At 38.1% G+C, this 18016-nt stretch carries 12 protein-coding genes; 1 reads left to right on the forward strand and 11 read right to left on the reverse strand.

Features of this window, described 5'->3' with window-relative positions; all coding sequences use genetic code 11:
* Positions 1 to 30 precede the first annotated feature (30 nt).
* The 9 genes from LV716_RS10055 to LV716_RS10095 all read right to left on the reverse strand — a co-directional run bounded on the left by LV716_RS10055 (position 31) and on the right by LV716_RS10095 (position 15301).
* A complete protein-coding gene (locus LV716_RS10055) occupies positions 31 to 1359 on the reverse strand; it encodes a vanadium-dependent haloperoxidase (RefSeq protein WP_163417913.1) in 1329 nt (442 codons plus the stop codon).
* A gap of 13 nt (positions 1360 to 1372) precedes the next feature.
* Complete coding sequence (locus tag LV716_RS10060; protein ID WP_163417610.1) at positions 1373 to 4621, reverse strand: VCBS repeat-containing protein; 3249 nt, start codon at positions 4619 to 4621, stop codon at positions 1373 to 1375.
* The gene (locus LV716_RS10065) at positions 4614 to 7913 is read right to left on the reverse strand and encodes a VCBS repeat-containing protein (RefSeq protein WP_163417611.1); all 3300 of its coding nucleotides are present in this window, start codon (positions 7911 to 7913) and stop codon (positions 4614 to 4616) included. Before LV716_RS10065 ends, LV716_RS10060 begins: the two co-directional genes overlap by 8 nt.
* A gap of 141 nt (positions 7914 to 8054) precedes the next feature.
* Positions 8055 to 9707 carry a sodium/sugar symporter gene (locus LV716_RS10070; RefSeq protein ID WP_163417612.1) on the reverse strand — a complete coding sequence of 551 codons (1653 nt, stop codon included), beginning with the start codon at positions 9705 to 9707 and terminating at the stop codon, positions 8055 to 8057.
* A gap of 131 nt (positions 9708 to 9838) precedes the next feature.
* A complete protein-coding gene (locus LV716_RS10075) occupies positions 9839 to 10303 on the reverse strand; it encodes a monoheme cytochrome C (RefSeq protein ID WP_163417613.1) in 465 nt (154 codons plus the stop codon).
* A 3-nt stretch (positions 10304 to 10306) separates the two neighbouring features.
* Positions 10307 to 11530 (reverse strand): sulfite oxidase, encoded by a 1224-nt coding sequence (locus LV716_RS10080; protein ID WP_163417614.1) that lies wholly within the window; start codon positions 11528 to 11530, stop codon positions 10307 to 10309.
* 5 nt (positions 11531 to 11535) lie between these two features.
* Positions 11536 to 13080 (reverse strand): SLC5 family protein, encoded by a 1545-nt coding sequence (locus LV716_RS10085; protein WP_163417615.1) that lies wholly within the window; start codon positions 13078 to 13080, stop codon positions 11536 to 11538.
* Between the two features lie 151 nt (positions 13081 to 13231).
* A complete protein-coding gene (locus LV716_RS10090) occupies positions 13232 to 14389 on the reverse strand; it encodes an LLM class flavin-dependent oxidoreductase (protein ID WP_163417616.1) in 1158 nt (385 codons plus the stop codon).
* Positions 14390 to 14410: 21 nt separating this feature from the next.
* A complete protein-coding gene (locus LV716_RS10095; protein ID WP_163417617.1) occupies positions 14411 to 15301 on the reverse strand; it encodes an aldo/keto reductase family oxidoreductase in 891 nt (296 codons plus the stop codon).
* Positions 15302 to 15425: 124 nt separating this feature from the next.
* On the opposite strand from LV716_RS10095, the gene LV716_RS10100 reads away from it, so the two are divergent.
* On the forward strand, positions 15426 to 15968 hold the full coding sequence (locus tag LV716_RS10100; protein ID WP_163417618.1) for an NADPH-dependent FMN reductase: 543 nt from the start codon (positions 15426 to 15428) through the stop codon (positions 15966 to 15968).
* A 5-nt stretch (positions 15969 to 15973) separates the two neighbouring features.
* Here LV716_RS10100 and LV716_RS10105 read toward each other — a convergent pair whose 3' ends face one another.
* Positions 15974 to 16975, reverse strand: coding sequence for a LacI family DNA-binding transcriptional regulator (locus tag LV716_RS10105; protein WP_163417619.1), 1002 nt, complete (start codon positions 16973 to 16975; stop codon positions 15974 to 15976).
* A gap of 53 nt (positions 16976 to 17028) precedes the next feature.
* The gene (locus tag LV716_RS10110; protein ID WP_163417620.1) at positions 17029 to 17961 is read right to left on the reverse strand and encodes a YeiH family protein; all 933 of its coding nucleotides are present in this window, start codon (positions 17959 to 17961) and stop codon (positions 17029 to 17031) included.
* Between the last annotated feature and the right edge of the window lie 55 nt (positions 17962 to 18016).

An 18016-nucleotide genomic window follows, 5' to 3' on the forward strand; every position in this document is an offset into this window, starting at 1 on the left:
TAGTTAATTTTACTTTTTTTGATTTTAGGTTTACTGAACCATATTAAGATTGTCCACAACAAATTTGCCCAAACGTCTTCCTTGATCCACGCCAATATCTACTGCGGCTCTATAGTGTATACCACCATACATTCTACTAATAGCAGCTTCATTTGCTGCTTGTTTAAAAGAGGTAAATGAACGAACAGGCAGTCCATAGGGGACTTCGGTATCGTCATCAAAAGCAAAGTTGTCACCAAAAATATGGGTCAAGGCCACAGCAGCTGCACCAGAGACAACACTATGTCCACTTGTGTATTCAGGAAATGGCGGGGTTTGCAGTATTGGCTCCCAATTCTCATCAATATGTTCATTGATCAGTGTTTCTGGGCGGATTAGATTACTTCTATATTTTTCGTCCCAACAGCTAATAAAGGCATCTGCCATGGCAATGGATGCTTTGGTGTAGGCATAAACGGTTTTGTTCAAATTGGCATTTGAATTTCTACTGGCTATTTTGGTGATACCTATCCAATGTGCTCCGGGCGTAATCTTTTTTGTTGCAAACATTAAATGCCCGCGGGTAACCGAAACATAAGGGTTGCAATCCCAAAATTGGGCAATCTCTACCTCTTCTGAAGTATCTCCAGAAGCGGTTATTTCGTTGCTAATGTCATAGACTTCTTTTAATTCCTTGTAGAAATCAGAATCTTCTTCCATGGAGAAAGGAGGAGGAGGAGTTGGTCTAAATTGACTTGCAGAATCGATTACAAAAGGCCTGATTTTGTTCCAATGTGGCTCTATTCCGGCCATATAAGCCGGAGGGGTAGGTTGCCATCTGGAAGGATTTTCCGTATCCACTGTAAACTTGGGCATGGTTCGGGTCTGATTGTAGTTATCCTTGCTCATCCATTCTGCAACATGTTCAGCCACCTTAAGACCATAATTTTTAGATGCGTTGAATTCATCGGTGTTTTTGTCTTCCCAAATCATATAAAGGCTATCCCTATATGCTTCAATCCTATCTTCTGAAAAAATGAGTCGCTTGCTCAATTCCATATGTGCAATTAAAGCAGCCAATTCGTGATTCACTGTTTCACCTTCATTAGGGGTAGGAATGGCCGTAAAGTCTGTAACTTGATTTGCCAACGACACATATTCATTCTCCTGCAAAGCTAAAATCTCGTAAGCAGCTATGTTTGGATAGGCAAAAATCCGACTTGCGACTGGGGGAGAAAAAATATCATGGATCATCACCTCGATTACCTTGTCCACAGCACTATGAAAATCCTCTGGGTCAATGGTAATTGATTCGTTCTTCTTTGTACAGGAAAAAAGAAAAATTAAAAATATAAATACTAAGCCTATTCGCTCTTTCATCATTGTAGTTGTTTTATTTCAGCAGTTCGTAGACATGTGCCTTATCATTGTTCACCGTAACCAATAGATACGTTCTATTCTCTAAACTAAAGATATTAAGGTGTCTGATAGATTTTTGGGTAAGCTCTAAACCAAGCTCGTCACCCAAAATTATGTCATTTTCATTACTTATCAATGCTCCCGGAAAAGAATCGAACTTTCCGTGGAATGGGGTTACGCCAAAATAATTTCCTGCGACCAATACTTCTTTCTTGGCATCCCCATCAAAATCATGGGCTAGAAAAGCCTTTATGGGTGAAACCTGTAACTCAGATTTAAAGGGGACAAAGCTATATGAGCCACCATTGTTTTTCAAGTACCCGGAATGTAACTCGTGTACTTGTAAAACCTCGGCTTTTGCTAGTGTTTCTTTGTCAAAAAGCTCTTCTACGGTTTTGCCTGCAAAACTCTTATAGGTATTGAATTTTTTTCTCAAAAAAACCAATTGTGCAGATAATTCGTCCAAGCCCAACAATGGATAATATTTTCCGTTTTTTTCTGTAGCTACTATGGTTTCAGTACTGCCGTTACCATCAAAATCTGAAAAATAGAGTCTCATAGGAGCTTTTTTGGAGGCCTTGAACTTTGAGTTGGTGCCCCAATTGCCCAACAAATAGTCCATGTCTCCATCTCCATCAATATCAAAAGGCTGAATGGTTTGCCATAGACCGTTTAGCTCATTTTCCAATAGGGTCACTTCCTTAAAAGTATCTCCTAAATTTTTAAAAAATTTGGGTGCCATCCATTCGCCTATCAAGATGAGGTCGTCCAATCCATCGTTATCAAAATCATCCCAAGTGGCATCGGTGACCATTCCCGCATTTTGAAATGGCGTATTTTCCACAATTGAAAGCCTACCTTTATCATTTTTCAGCAAGTATGAATTCGGGATTTCCCCGAATTTGGATGTTACGACATTACTTCCTACAAATAGATCTAAATCACCATCCTTATCATAATCGTTTGCCTTGATTACAGAAGTATTTTCAAAAAAGTCGGGGATAACGCCTTCTTTGAATAACGTATCTTTTTGAATAAAGTAGCTATTTAACAATGCTTTGGCTTCTCCATAGAAATCTGCTCCTCCTGAACCCAAAAAAATATCGTTTTTTCCATCTCCGTTGAAGTCTTTTATCAGCGCAACTACATCCTCTTTTACAGAATCTTTTTGCAGTTCAGGAATTTTTTCCTCGGTAAATAGCGTATCCCGCTGTATATAGATTTTTGACGAGAAGAATTTTGAACCTCCAAAGAAGACATCTTCTTTTCCATCACCATTTAGATCTCCAATGGCCGTGGCAGGCCCTCTGTCGGATACACGGTATGGAATGAGCTTTTCCCTATTGAAATCGATGTGGTTATCCTCTTTGTGCGTAAAACTCAACCCTAAATTATCTTCAACTTTTTTGAAAATAGGTCTTGTTTTTGGTTTTATTAGTTCAAAGTTAAATGGACGGGTATGCTTCGGTTTTATTTCTAAGGTTTGATTGACTTCAATATTTTTTAACGTCTGATAGGATTTATCTGGCCAAACAATTCTTAGGGAATCCACCTTTTGTACGGCTCCATATCCAAAATGCACTATCGGCTCGGAGCTGGATTGAAAGCCCCTACTTGTATAGAGTTCTTTGTACTGTAATTTTCCCTGATGAAAGGAATAGACTTTTGTTCCTATCGCAAATGGATTTTCCCCTTGGTACTCTAACCTAATCTTCAAATAATTTGAAGCAGTATTGGTTTTGTTCAAATAAATTGTGGCAGGTCTATTGATGTTGTTGGTGACCAAATCCAGATCCCCATCATTGTCCAAATCGCCGTAAGCCGTAGCTCCAGATATCAAGGTGTCTTTTGCGATCCAGCTATTCGATTTATTCTCGAATTGAAGATTTGATTTTCCTTTAAAAACAATGTTATTGATTGCCCCTGATGGCATTAAGTTCAATGCTTTTTGATCTACCAGTTTTGTATTGTCCAGTTTCTTCTGAATCTGTTCGTTCGATATAAAACGGATATAGTCCAAGTCGTTCGGTCGCTTGGGAATACCATTGGAAACGAATAGGTCTTGTTCCCCATCTTGATCATAATCACCAAAAAGTGCGCTCCAGCTCCAATCCGTGGCAGCGACTCCGCTTAAAAGCGCTGTTTCTAGATAGTTGCCGTTTGGTTGATTTACATAGAGCATGTTTCGGGTAAATTGATAGTGATAACCATATCGTTCCGTACGCAGTCGTTGTACTTGGATGTTGTCATCGCCTTCTGAGGATTTAAGGGGTATTTCGTCTTCCGGTAGCATGTCCAGCGAAATGAAATCTGGTAGTCCATCATGGTTAATATCCGTAACATCACTCCCCATGGAGAATCTAGTGGTATGCCCAAAATGCTTGCGAAGGCTTTCGGTAAAGGTGCCATCCCCATTATTTAAATAATAATAATCATCCTCATGAAAATCATTGCCTATATAAAGATCAGGGTATCCATCTACATTAAAATCAGAAACGGCTATTCCCAGACCATAGCCATTGATTCCACCATAAATTCCAGCTTCTTCACTTACATCCGTAAATTTTCCGTTGTCGTTTCGGAGCAATCTATCCCCAGTTTCGTAATTTCTGGTATAACGCAAATCTACCTTACCAAAAGATTCTTGTGTATGTACAGCATGGTTCAATAGATAAATATCCAAATCCCCGTCAAGGTCGTAGTCTAAAAATGCCGCTGAAGAACTGTAGGTGTCAAAATCCAATTCATATGCTGATGCCTGCTCTGTAAAAGTGTTGTCTCCGTTGTTGATATAAAGTTCATTGGCACCTTCGAACCCATTGATTCCAATTACGGCGCATACGTAAATATCCAAAAAACCGTCCCCGTTAACATCGCCCATTATAGCGCCTGTATTCCACGTACTGTTCCCTTGAATGCCTGCTTTTTCAGAAATATCTTCAAATTTTAAGTCACCTTTGTTGAGGTACAAGGCATTTTTCACTTGATTTCCAGAAAAGAATATGTCGGGCAATCCATCATTATTGATATCGCCTATAGCCACGCCACCACCATTGTAAAAATAGAGGTAGTCTAAAATATTCAGGTCATCGGATTCTGATAGGGTATTTGTAAATGAAATACCTGTATCCTCTGCTGATGGGTTTGAAAAAAGTTCACCTTCTTTTTTTCCACAACTAAATACCAGCAGTAAAAGAATGACCGAAACGGTATATTTATTCATTTTGATTTCTTTCTAAAAATAAAGGAGCGGAATTATTAATGCCAATAATATAAAATTCCTTTGTATCGATAGTTATTTTTTCAATACTTCTAGATGGCCCAGGGATATTGATTTTCAAATCTTTGGCCCAATGCAATCCATTTTCCCCAAAACGTAAAAATATACCATGTGATGCATCCATCCTACCGAGTTGTGTGCTAATTTCATAATTGTTTCCGACGGCGAGAATTTCTTTTTTTCCATCTTCATCAAAATCAGCTATCATCATATCATTTATAGTGGAAATCTGTGCCATTTTAGGGAATTCAATTTTTCTAAATGTATTATTTCCCAAGTTTTCAAAATAACAGCTGGAAAGCTCATAAACTTTTTTTTGCATAGTCTTTTCCAGATTTTTTGAACCAAAGAGCTCGTTCAGGGATGCCTTTGCAAAGTCGTTATAGGACAGAAACTTTTTATTCAAAAAAGGCATTTGTTTTACCAACTCATCTTTAGAGGCAAAAGGAGTTTCTTTTTCATTGTGAAAATAGGTTACCAATGGTTCTACGGAACCATTCGAATCAAAATCATGGCTATAAAGCGTAATGGGGTATTCCAATGAGGCTTTAAATTTACTGTTCTGGCCCCAATTCCCCGCTACAAGGTCTATATCTCCATCATTGTCAAAATCTTCTGCAAGAATACAGTTCCAAAATCCATTGGTCTTTTCCAGCCCATTATTTAAGGCAGGATTTAGGTTTTTTCCATCATTCATGAAAATGGAAAGTGGCATCCAATTCCCTACTGCAATAAGGTCTTTGAATCCATTACCGTCCAAATCCATCCAAACAACATCTTTGACGTTGCCTACGGATTCAAAGTTTTTCGCAACAGTTGCGGTTACATTTTTAAAATTGCCCTTCCCATCATTTTCGAATAAATATTGTGCCGAAGTAATTCCAAATTGCTGCGGCAATTGATCCGAAGTAATCGTGAGATCCATATCGCCATCGTTATCAAAATCAACAGCAATTACTTTTGAAGCATTCAGCTCTATACCTGCGAATGCATTGGGCTGTTTTTCAAAAATACCCTTATTGTTAAGGTAAAGCCTTGGCTGAATTCTATTGGAAGATTTGAACTCGTTGCCCGCACTCACAACGATTAAATCTTGAAACTCATCGCCATTAGCGTCAAAAAAAGCATGGGAGACATCTTCGTTAAAGGCATCGACAGCAAAAACGGTTTCCTGTTCGCTGTTAAAAGAACCATCAATCTGTTGAACATATAATTTGGAGGCTTGTACTTTTGCCCCTGAGACAAAAATATCTTGAAGGCCATCATTGTTTATATCGGCAATCGAAATTGAAGGCCCCTCATTGGTGTTTGCAAATGGAACCAAAGGGTCTCTGTCGAACTCAAATGTATTTTGCTCTTTATGGATAAATGGGATTATACTATCTTTTTGGACAAGTACAGAGTGCCTTTCGTATTTGTTTTCTAGATAAAAGTTGCCAGCTGCATTTTTCTCTTCCAGTTGTAGATTACCGGCTGCCACAGCCTTTAAGGTTTGATGTTTTCCACCTGGCCAGACGACAGTGAGCGAATCCAAAATGGAGTCCTTGCCAATTCCCATGTGAATTGTGTTGGGAACCGCGGATAAATATCCCCTGCTCACAAAGTTCTCTTGGATAATAGTTCTGTTCTTGGTGCAGGCAATAACCTTAGCTCCAATACCAAATATATTGTTTGTATTTCCTTTAAAAACTAGCTGTAAAGCATTTTGCTTCGATGTTTCGTTGAATGTGTTCTCCAAGATTGAAGCCTCATCATTGACATTGTTTATTACTAAATCCAAATCTCCATCGTTATCCAAGTCTGCGTAAACACAACCATTGCTAAAGGAAGCTTCTTTTTTAAACCAAGCATCGGTTACGTCTTTAAATGTAAGGTCACCATTGTTGCTGAAGAAATAATTAGGGACTTTTTTTTCTGGAAGTTCGTTGATGAAGGCCATTTCTTTTTCGGACATTCCTTCTTCAATTTTCTTCTGGATTTTATCATTGGCAATAAAACTGATAAAGTCCATATCATTGGTTGCCCCTTTTATTCCGTTAGAAACGAACAGGTCTTTATGACCATCATTATCAAAATCTGCAAAAAGAGCTCCCCATGACCACTCTGTGGCGGAAATACCAGAAAGATTTGCTATCTCGCTAAAATTGTTGTCTCCCAAATTTAAAAGAAATGCATTTTGCATGTATTGTGGCGCGAATCCGTTTTTTAGATATTGCTGGTATATGGGAAAAGGATATTCCAGACCAGAGGTTTTGTAAGTTTCCAGATTTTCAGGTAACATATCCAAAGAAATAATGTCTGTTAAACCATCATTATTTACATCGGCAATATCATTGCCCATGGAGAAATGCGAAGTATGTCCAACCTTACGGCTGTCTTTTGAAATGATTTCTTTGAACGTACCGTCTTTTTGATTGATGTAGAGATAATCATTTTCAAAAAAGTCATTGCCAACATAAATATCTGGATAACCATCGTTGTTAAGGTCGCTAATCCCTAGACCAAGACCATACCCAATGCCACCTTGAAAAATTCCCGCATCTTTTGAAACATCTATAAACTTGCCATTGTCATTTCTGTATAGAACATCACCTGATAAGGAGTCAATCTGCTTTCTTTTTGTTCCTTTTCCATAAGAACGATTTGGATTTACAGAGTGGTTTAGCAAAAACATGTCCAAATCGCCATCAAGGTCATAGTCAAAAAAAGCGGCCTGTGTAGAGAACCCAGAAAAATCGAGATTGTATTTGGATGCTTCTTCTTTGAACTTAGGTATCCCTTCTGTGTTTACCCCCTGATTCACATAGAGTAAATTTTTGCCTTTAATGCCCTTATATTGACCAACTTTACAAATATAAATGTCCAGTAGCCCGTCATTATTAATATCTACATGCGTCACCCCAGTTGTCCATCCATCCTTGTTCTGAATATTGGCAGCTTTGGTAATATCGTCAAACTTAAAATCTCCTTTGTTCAAATACAGTTTATCCTCAGTTTGGTTTCCTGTAAAATAGAGATCTATTAGACCATCGTTATTGAAATCTCCAGCTGCTACACCTGCACCGTTATAATAATAGAGATAGGTGAGAATGTTTAGTTCTGGAGTGTCCTTAAGTTCATTTTTAAAGGTTATGCCAGTATGCGAAGAAGATTGTTTTCTAAATACGTTTTCTTCTTCCTTGTTACAAGAAATGAAAATGCCAAATACCCAAAAAGCCAATAAAACCCTAGTCATACAAATGATAAAAGAATTTGTCAAGATAACCAATCCATTTAGGTTGAAAAATTCTTAAGCGTTAATATTCATGGTATTTACATGTATGGGTGCCATCGAATAAAAGGTGCATTTCGCAGCGTGGCAAAGGGAATTGATTTTTTAATTCCAGAACATTGCATACAGCGCAGTAAGAATGATCAACACCGCAAATGCCCCAATATTGAACAAAGGTGTGGTTTTAAATAGACCACCTCCCAACTGGATTCCTTTTTTATCATCCTTTCCTTTGTTTTGCGAAAGACTTGCAATAATAATTACCAATGCTGTCAGTAGTGCTGTATATCCCATTTGATCGATAAAAGGAACATCAATGAATAACGAACTTGTAGACCAACCATTTGGGGCTACTTTAAAATACATGGCTATGGGGATAGAAACCAAAGCACCTATAATAGCTCCCCTGTTCGTCGTCTTTTTCCAGAAAAGTCCTAACATGAAAACTGCAAGTATCCCTGGGCTTACGATTCCGGTATATTCTTGGATAAATTGAAAGGCCTGATCAATACCTCCTAACAAAGGTGCCATAATAGCTGCGATAATCAGTGCAATAGCGGCAGAGATCCTACCAACGTTTACTGTTTTTTTATCACTTGCATTTTTGTTGATATACTGTCTATAAATATCCATGGTGAATATTGTAGAGGTGGAATTGAGCATCGAAGCCAATGAAGAAACAATGGCAGCTGCCAAAGCAGCGAAAGCAACTCCTTTCAAACCTACTGGTAAAAATTGCAACAACCAAGGATACGCTTTGTCCGCTTGATCTAAGGAAGGAAGGTTCTTAAGTCCAGCATCCCCTAAACTTGCCAAAATCTCAGGGTCATTGACCATAACATAGGCTGCAATACCTGGAACCACAACAATTAACGGAATAATGAGTTTTAAGAAAGCGGCCAAAAGGATACCTTTTTGGGATTCCTTTAAAGATTTAGCGGCAAGAGTACGTTGAATGATATATTGGTTAAATCCCCAATAGTAGAGGTTTGCAACCCATAATCCACCAACGAGTACGCCAATACCGGGCAGATTTTTATATTCTGGATTGGATTCATCCAAAATCATGGCAAATTTTTCGGGAACGGCATCGTAAACCTTGCTTAAACCTACCATTATCCCTTCTCCACCTGATACTGTGTTCAAGGCCAGATACGTGGTGACCAGTCCGCCCAAGATTAAAAATACAACTTGAATGACATCGGTCCATGCCACAGCAGAAAGACCGCCGTACAAAGAGTACGCCGCTGCAAAAAGGGAAAGACCTATTACCCCATAAATCATTGGTACATCAAGGATTGTTTCTAGCGCCAGTGCTCCTAAATAAAGGACGGAAGCTAGATTGACAAAAACATAAAGTGCAATCCAAAAAACAGCCAATATTGTTTTTAGATTGGTAGAATATCTTTTTTCAACAAATTCTGGAATGGTATAAAGCCCTTTTTCTATAAAAATTGGAAGAAAGTATTTTCCAACAATGATCAACGTCAATGCGGCCATCCACTCATAAGAAGCAATGGCGAGTCCAACAGCGAAACCAGAGCCCGACATTCCAATAAATTGTTCTGCGGAAATGTTTGCAGCAATCAATGAAGCACCAATGGCCCACCATGGTAGCGATTTACTGGCCAAAAAATAATCTTCAGCATTTTTTTGATGTCCTTTTTTATCTCTAGAGACCCAAAGACCTACTCCTAAAATAAGTATGGCATAGCAGACAAATATTAAATAATCCCAAGTGCTGAATGAAGTTGTCATATGGTTGGTTTGTAATTTATGGATTGTTTGTTAAAAAGCTAATATAATATGGATTACTTGATTTTGTATCAAGAATATTCCTAAAATAACATAATTCCAAGGTAAAAATGTTAGTTTATGAAAACTCTTGATTATTGTTTCAAAACATACCACTCGATGTTGGTCAATGCTTCGCGGCGCCCTTTTTTCTGAGGCGCATAATTAGTAGCGAGGTAATTTACGATTTTTTTTTCTTGGTCTCCTAAATCCCAAAGGTTTTGTGTTTCCTGCATCCATCGTATGGTCGCTATCCATCCTTCCTTGGACATTCGGTTTTGGGTTACGAGCTTGGCAGAATGGCAGTTGGTACAATTTTGAATTACTTCTGTAAGTCCGTCACCATCTACAAAACCAGTGTCAACATGGATTCCGCTTTCAATTTCATTATTGGTTTCTGGTACTTCAACCACAGTTTCTTCTGGTTTTTTAGAAAAAACGGATGGATTCAAGGCAATATAAAGAAAACCAAATACGGCAATACCAATCATACCAAAAGCTATTAAAATCTTTTGGTATAAATCTTTAACCTGTTTTTTGAATTCGTTTTCAGAAGACATCAGCTAGATAACTTTGATTGCGATTCGATGACACGCATTGTTCAAATACCCTTTTGGATTCCATCCCGGTAAAAGCATAGGTTGGCCAGTACCTTTTGAGTCTATAGCTCTTGCCCAAACCTCATAATATCCTTTTTTCGGAAAGTTGCTAATATTTGCTGAAAAATGTTGCCAAGCCAAGCGATTTTTTGGCTTTTCTAAGGTACACTCAATCCATGTGGCACCAAAATCTATGGAATATTCCATTCTGGAAACTTCTAGTTCACCGGCCCATGCATGGCCTCGTATATTCAAAGTAGCTCCCTCTTTAATCATGGCTCCAGATTTAGGATAGGTAATCAAAGATTTTACGGGCATGGATTCTATGATGCACATATCTTCATCTGCAACCTTCTCCCCCGGAGCAACAGATTCACATGGAACCCGGTATGACGTGCCGTTCATTTTAGCGCCATCGTGTACTTTATTTCTAATGCTAATTCTATTTATCCATTTGCCGGATGCAGAGGCAGGCCAACCTCCTGCAATCAATCTTAAAGGGTAACCGTGGGCCAATGGAATATCTTCACCGTTCATTTTAAAAGCAAGTAAGGTTTCATCTTGGAATGCTTTAGCAATAGGAACACCTCTGGAGATAGGTTCTTTTTCAGGATTCAGGCTCAGATGTTTATCTGCTGCGTGGTACCCTATATAGACTGCATTACTTTTTATACCCACGTCTTCCAATACATCCTTTAATCGTACACCGGTCCAGTTGGCACATGATACTGCTCCAACAGTCCACTGATTACCTTTCGCTGGTGGATTAAATTCACTTCTGCCATTTCCCCCACATTCCAAAGTAAGCTGATAGGTATAGTGTCTAAATTTTGATTTTAATTCCAACAGGGAGTAAGTCTTACTGTTTTGTACAGATTCACCGTCAAAGGTCAGCGACCAATTTTTAACGTCAATGTTTTCTGGAATAAGTCCATTGTTTCTAATAAACATGTGTTTATTTGGAGTGACTTTATCATCCAAAAGGTGTGCCTTGGCTTCAATATTCCAGGGTTTATTGTTAAGGACCGTCATATCGGTATCCTTGCCAAACATTTTAAAGGGGTCTGGGTCTTGTAGTGCCAAGGGCTTATACCCAAAAGGTATTTTGTGGCTAAAGACAATTTCAGTGCTTAGTATTCCACCAAAAGCACTTAGGGTTCCTTTCGCAATAAAACTACGTCGTTTCATCTTTTCTAGTGAAAAATAATATGCAGGGCAATTAATGATAATAGCATTCCGATACCAGCTTTTCCAAGTATTGGTGAAGCGGGTTCCGCTTTTAATTTATCTCTTACAAAGCCTGTTCTAGAACCTAACCAAATAATTGTAAATCCAATTAATATAACCCACATGGCCCTTACGAAGTAATTCATTTCCGGGAAAAATTCCAAAAAGAAAAATTGAAGTGGCACGGTAGCCAAGAAACCAAATAACGCTACTCGGTGTTTTGGAAAAGCCAAAAATGCTGCAGAACATATTAAAACTACAATACCACAATTGATAAAGTATCGTAACTGATTAAGCGTATGCGTGAAAGCAGCTCCCGGATCTTGAAACTTAAGATACAATAATACAACACCAATAATAACTCCCGAGATAAAAGATAGTAAAATAGCTCTTTTTCCAGAACGTACTATTTGCTTGTCCGAGGCATCTTTCTTTACATATACCTTGTAAATATCTATTGACCATAATGTTGCCAAGGAATTAAAAGTAGAGTCCACAGTACTCATCAGCGATGCAAAAAGTGCACATAAAATAAGGCCTTTGACTCCTATTGGTAGATAGGTGTTTACTAGATAAGGGAATGCCGCATCTGGTTCTGGTAAACCATTTTCCCCTAAAATGCCTACCAAAGCTATCCCGGGAAGAATAATAATGGCTGCCATAAAATACTTCATAAGACCACCGACCATAAGTCCTATTTGCACGTCTTTTAGGCTTTTAGCAGCTAAAGAACGCTGGACAACAGATTGGTTGGCGCACCAGTAATTGATATTCAAGAGGAATGCTCCAAAAATATGAATCCAAGGGAGTGTATCGTGATCTGCAGGTAAATGTAGATGCATTAAATCTCCAGTTTTCTCGTATAACTGGGACCAACCACCAAGGTGATATATGGAGATAAACAATACGACAATCCCGCCTGTCAATAAAATAGCAAATTGGATAACATCAGTACGCACTACTGCTGCTAATCCTCCAAAATAGGTGTACGTTGCTGAAAAAAGCCCCAAGAAAACAATCAATATTGCTATCCGAATCAGTCTATCTTGATGAATAAACGATAGGAAATCCCCGAAAACCAAGTCAACGGAATAAGCTCCCCAGAATAGTGCTGCACCAAGTGTTATTGTAGAGAAAAGTAGAATATTTGAAGCAGAATACAATAAAGCAACCGTGCTTCCCAATCTTGTTTTTATGAATTGTGTTATGGTGATAATCTTTTCCCTCAAATACATGGGGACAAAAATGAAGGCCGCTAAAAGCAGTCCTTGGATTGCATTGATTTCAAAGTTTGCCTGTGCCAATCCATAGAGGTATGCGGAGCCCATGAAACCGAGAAATTGATATCCTTGTACATTGGTTGCAATAGTTGAAAAGGCTATTGATGGCCATCGAAGGTTTCTTCCACTTAAAAAATATTCCTCTGTGGTTGCCTCCTTAGAAGTTCTACCCGTGATGGCGGTAACAAATACAATAATGAAATAAGCACTTACAATTAGTAAATCAATCATAGACTATGTAATTAAATGAGTTAATTCCATAGCGCAGCGTTCCAATTTACGATTAAATGTGATTGGCCTAGTTTGAGGTGGTTGGTTATGAAATTATCCTTGATTATGTAATATACCATTTTGTTTCCAAAGTCAGTGTTCAACAGGTGCTTTAAATGCGTATTCCAGCAGCTAAAGGGCTCATGGGCTCTTCTGATGTTACCTTTCCTTGTACTTCCGGCATTGAGAATGTTTTTAGATGTGGTAAAACCAGTTTTGCAAAACGTTCGCACTCTTCCTTATGGGGATAACCAGAAAATATGAATGCCCTGATTCCCATGTCCATATACCTGTTTAGTTTCTCTACAATCTGGTCTGGATTCCCAACAAGCGCTGCTCCACATCCTGAACGTCCTCTACCGATTCCTGTCCACATATGCGGTTCTACATAGCCATCGTCTTCGGCTATTTCTCTCATTTCAGCTTGCCTACTTACTCCATAAGATTTTGCATCCAAGGCTCTTTCCCGTATTTCCTTTCCTTGTTCTACTTCCAATTTGGAAACAATACTATCAGCATATGCTCGTGCTTCTTCTTCGGTTTCTCGTACCACTACATGTACCCTTAGTCCAAAGTCGATTTTACGTCCATAATTTGCTGCTTTTGCGCTCATGTTTTCCATAAGTTTACGAAGGTTCCCTTCAGTCTCGGGCCACATAAGATATACATCGCAGTGTTCGGCACATAAATCTACTGCAGCAGGTGAATAACCTCCAAAATAAAGTAATGGACCACCATTTTGATAAGGTTTACCAGGAGAGGACGAAAGCTTCAAATTATAGAACTTGCCTTTATAATCGATATCATCTTGCGTCCAAATTTGTTTTAAAATTTCTATCACTTCCCTTGATCTTTGGTACCGGTCTTCCGATGACATTTCTTCGCCAGGTAGGGGAGAGGAAATGATATTGATGGTAAATCTGCCTTTTAAAATATGATCTATGGTAGCTAACGTTCTTGCTAACATCGGAGGGTGAATTTCTCCGCAGCGAATTGCAGCCAATAAATTGATTTGTTCCGTCATTGGAGCAACTGCGGAAACAAAAGGGAGTGTATCTTGTCCAACTTGATATGATGAAGGACATAAAATATTTCGAAACCCATTTTTATCTGCGGTAAGTACTATTTGGGAAGTATTCTCAAATGTACTTTTGTGATCCATGCTTCGTTCGCCTAAATACCTGTCGTCTCCGTTGCAAATTGGAGCAAACCATGAGACTTCGGCTCCTTCTAAATGAGGAGATCTTATTTCTATTTTTGAATTATCCATTGTAGTTTCTTTATATTTTATCTAATCAACTTCGCTGCCTAATGCTGCTTCCCATAACATGTACCATTCTTCGTGGGTCAATGTTATATCCAAAGCCTGTTTTGCAATTTGAATACGCTCAATCTTTGAGGTTCCCAGAACGGGAATGATTCCTGCCGGATGTTTCCGCAACCATGCGTAGAGGATTTGGTCACTTGTTGCACTATACTTTTCCGCAAGTGTGCTCAACGTTTTTTGAATAGCTTGGATTTTTTCATCCGCTCCTTCTTTGAACAACAGTCCTCCACCGAGCGGGGACCAAGCGGTCGGAATTACATTTAACTTTTGACATTGATCCAACGTGCCATCTTCAAAAGCGTTTCTGTGCAATAATGATATTTCAACTTGATTTGTAACAAGAGGCGTAAGGGAGTGCAATAAATCGAATTGCGAAGGTGAGAAATTGGACACCCCAAAATCTAAAACCTTTCCTTCTTTTTTAAGTTTTGAAAAAGCAGCGGCAATCTCATGAGGATTAAATAAGTAATCTGGCCTGTGCAGCAAGAGAACATCTATATAATCCGTTTGAAGGCTTGCCAACGATTTTTCGACCGAAGCAATTATATGCTCTGCACTTAAATCATATGATTTGATTTTATGTTCAGGTCTGTTTTCTGAGGTTAATTTTATACCACATTTAGTAGTAATGCGCATTTTCTTTCTTAAATCCTTTCTGGACTTGAGCACATTTCCGAAATCGTTCTCGGTGGTGTAGTGTCCATAAATATCTGCATGGTCAAAATCTATTAAGTCTAGATCAAGGCATCCTTCGATAAAACGTTCATATTCGGTGGTATTTAGATTGCTCCCCCAGGTACCCAATCTCATAGTACCGATAATATATGGGGAAATACTGTCTTTTGTCAGTTTCATGTATGCTAAATGAGTCGTGTTAAGGGTCAAATTTAAATAAATTACTGATAAATGTAAACGTTTACATTGTAAAATTCCATATTTTCGCCATCAAATATTATGTTTAATTTGATTTTTAGCTTGAATGATTACAATTATCTCAGGATCCAATAGAAAAAACAACAAAACTTTGCACTTTGCTAAGCATGCATACGAGAAGCTTTGTTCGGCAACCAAAGAAGAAGTAAAATTTTTGGATTTAGCACCCCTTACAGGTAATGTCATTTATGAAAATATGTATAAAGATTCCAATCAACCCAAAATGATTCAGGAGATACAGGACACTTATTTTATACCATCTTCTAAATTTTGGTTTTTCGTTCCAGAATACAATGGGAGTTATCCCGGAATTGTAAAACTACTCTTGGATGCGATGTCGGTTCGTGAAATTAAACCAAGCTTTGATAATAAAAAAGCCTGCATTACTGGAATAGCTTCGGGAAGAGCAGGTAATTTAAGGGGGATGGACCATCTTGCAGATGTGTTGAACCATTTGGGAATGCATGTCCATCCAAATAAAAATCCAATTTCTTCTATTTTTAAGTTATTGAATTCTGAAAACAATTCTATACACGAGGATGCGGATAAAACCATTCAAAACCAAATTGAACAATTACTGAGGTTTTAAGACTTCTATACTTGAGTAGACGCTCTTTTAACCAACTTTGGTGATAGTACTTTGGTTTCGGGTCTTGCATTTTTATTGTTGAGGTTTTGGAGCAGTAATTCGGCTGCCAATTCTCCCATTTGAGAACATTCTTGATCAACAGTACTTATTTTGGGCTGTGTGAGGTTGCTGAAATTTGCATTCCCAAATCCAATAAGTTTTATTTTTTCTGGAACATTTACGTTTAAATCTTTGAGTAGGTTTAAAACATGAAGGCCTATTTCGTCACCATAGGCAAAAATGCCGTCCATGTTCGGGTTCACTTTGAACAATTTTTTTAAGATCTTCATATCTTTTTCTACATCTCCTGTCAATTCTACGATATGGGACGTAATATCTTTTCTCCCACTTTTTAAAATTGCATTGGAAAAACCCCTCTGTCGATCTTTGAAAATCGAAACTTTGGGATTCCCAGCAACATGAAGAAGGTTCTTGCAATTGCTAGTCAATAAATGTTCGGTAGCTATAAAGGCTCCCATATAATCGTTGAGCGTTACAGAGTTTACACTATCTAAATTTGGTATCCTGTCGAAGAAAACTATGGGTGTTTTGCTCTTCAATATTTTTTTAATTGAAGAAAAGTCAGTTGTTTGTTTAGAAATGGACAGTAATATGCCCTCCACATTTAATTTTAGAAACGAGTTTAGGGCTTCGTCTTCTTTCTCTTGCAATTCATGGGATTGTGCGATGATGATATTATAATCGGATTCGCTTACAATTCCTTCTATTCCATTTATGATACCACTAAAAAAATAATTGTTCACTTCTGGGACGATTACCCCAATAATTTTGCTTTTTCCACTGCGCAAAGCAGCCGCTGTAATATTGGGCTGATAATCTAGGTCCTTTGCTGCTTTTAGTACTTTTTGCCTTGTTGTTGGAGAAACAAGCGCACTGTTGTTGAATACCCTAGATACCGTAGCTAAGGATAGTCCAGTTCGTTTAGCAATTTCCTTTATTCCTGCCATGTAAGCCTTTATTAAACCCTATTTGTGATTTCACAAAAGGAATTTCTAAAATGTTAAACGTAATTTAAGACATATAGTAAAGAGACAATGCCCAAAACAATCCACGTAAAAATACCAACTATTAGAATGTTGAAGCCAAGCTTTTTTAGTTGTGAAATGTTAATTTGTAAACCGATCAAGAAAAGTGTGAATATCAATGCCTTTCGTGCACCCCATACAATATGTTCACTAAAAACCTCAGCGGATGATACGTAAGAATTGATCAACATTGCCCCGATAAACCCAAAAATGAACCATGGGAATGTAAATTTTTCTTTTGAGTTAGAACCGAACGAAATGATCAGTACTAATGGAATGATCCAAAGTGTCCTGACCAGTTTAGTAGTGGTAGCTACATTTAATGCAACATTTCCGTAAACTTCCGCTGCGCCGACCACAGAACTTGTATCGTGAATAGCGATGGCGCTCCAAGTACCAAATTGAATTTGATTTAGTTCAAAGTAATGACCAATGTATGGGAAGATAAATAGTGCAATAGCGTTGAGCAAAAAAACAATGGCAAGTGAAATTGAGGTTTGGGATGAATCGGCTTTTAAACTTGGACTGACCGCTGCAATAGCACTGCCACCACATATGGCTGTTCCAGAAGCAACCAATATTGTGGTAATTCTTTCTGAATTAAGGATTTTGCCAATAGCAAAAGCAATGATAAAAGTGCAAACAATAGTAATGAGTGTAATGAAAAAGCTATTTGAGCCAACTTCTATGGCTTGTTGCATGTGAATTCCGAAACCAAGTCCAACCACCGAAAGCTGTAACAAGGTTTTTTGGAAATTCTTACTGTTTTGAACTAAATCCTGTTCGGCAATCTTGAAGATTCCGCAAACCATTCCTGCACCAAGGGCTATTGCAGGAGATATATATCCTAAAAGGGTACCAATAAGTACCACTATACCCAATATATATGTCGCTGTTTTTGAAAGCATTCTGAATGGCTGTAAATCTACAAATAAAAATGTAAACGTTTACATCCAATAAATT

The sequence above is a fragment of the Flagellimonas sp. HMM57 genome (genome assembly GCF_021390175.1).
Classification (GTDB): domain Bacteria; phylum Bacteroidota; class Bacteroidia; order Flavobacteriales; family Flavobacteriaceae; genus Flagellimonas.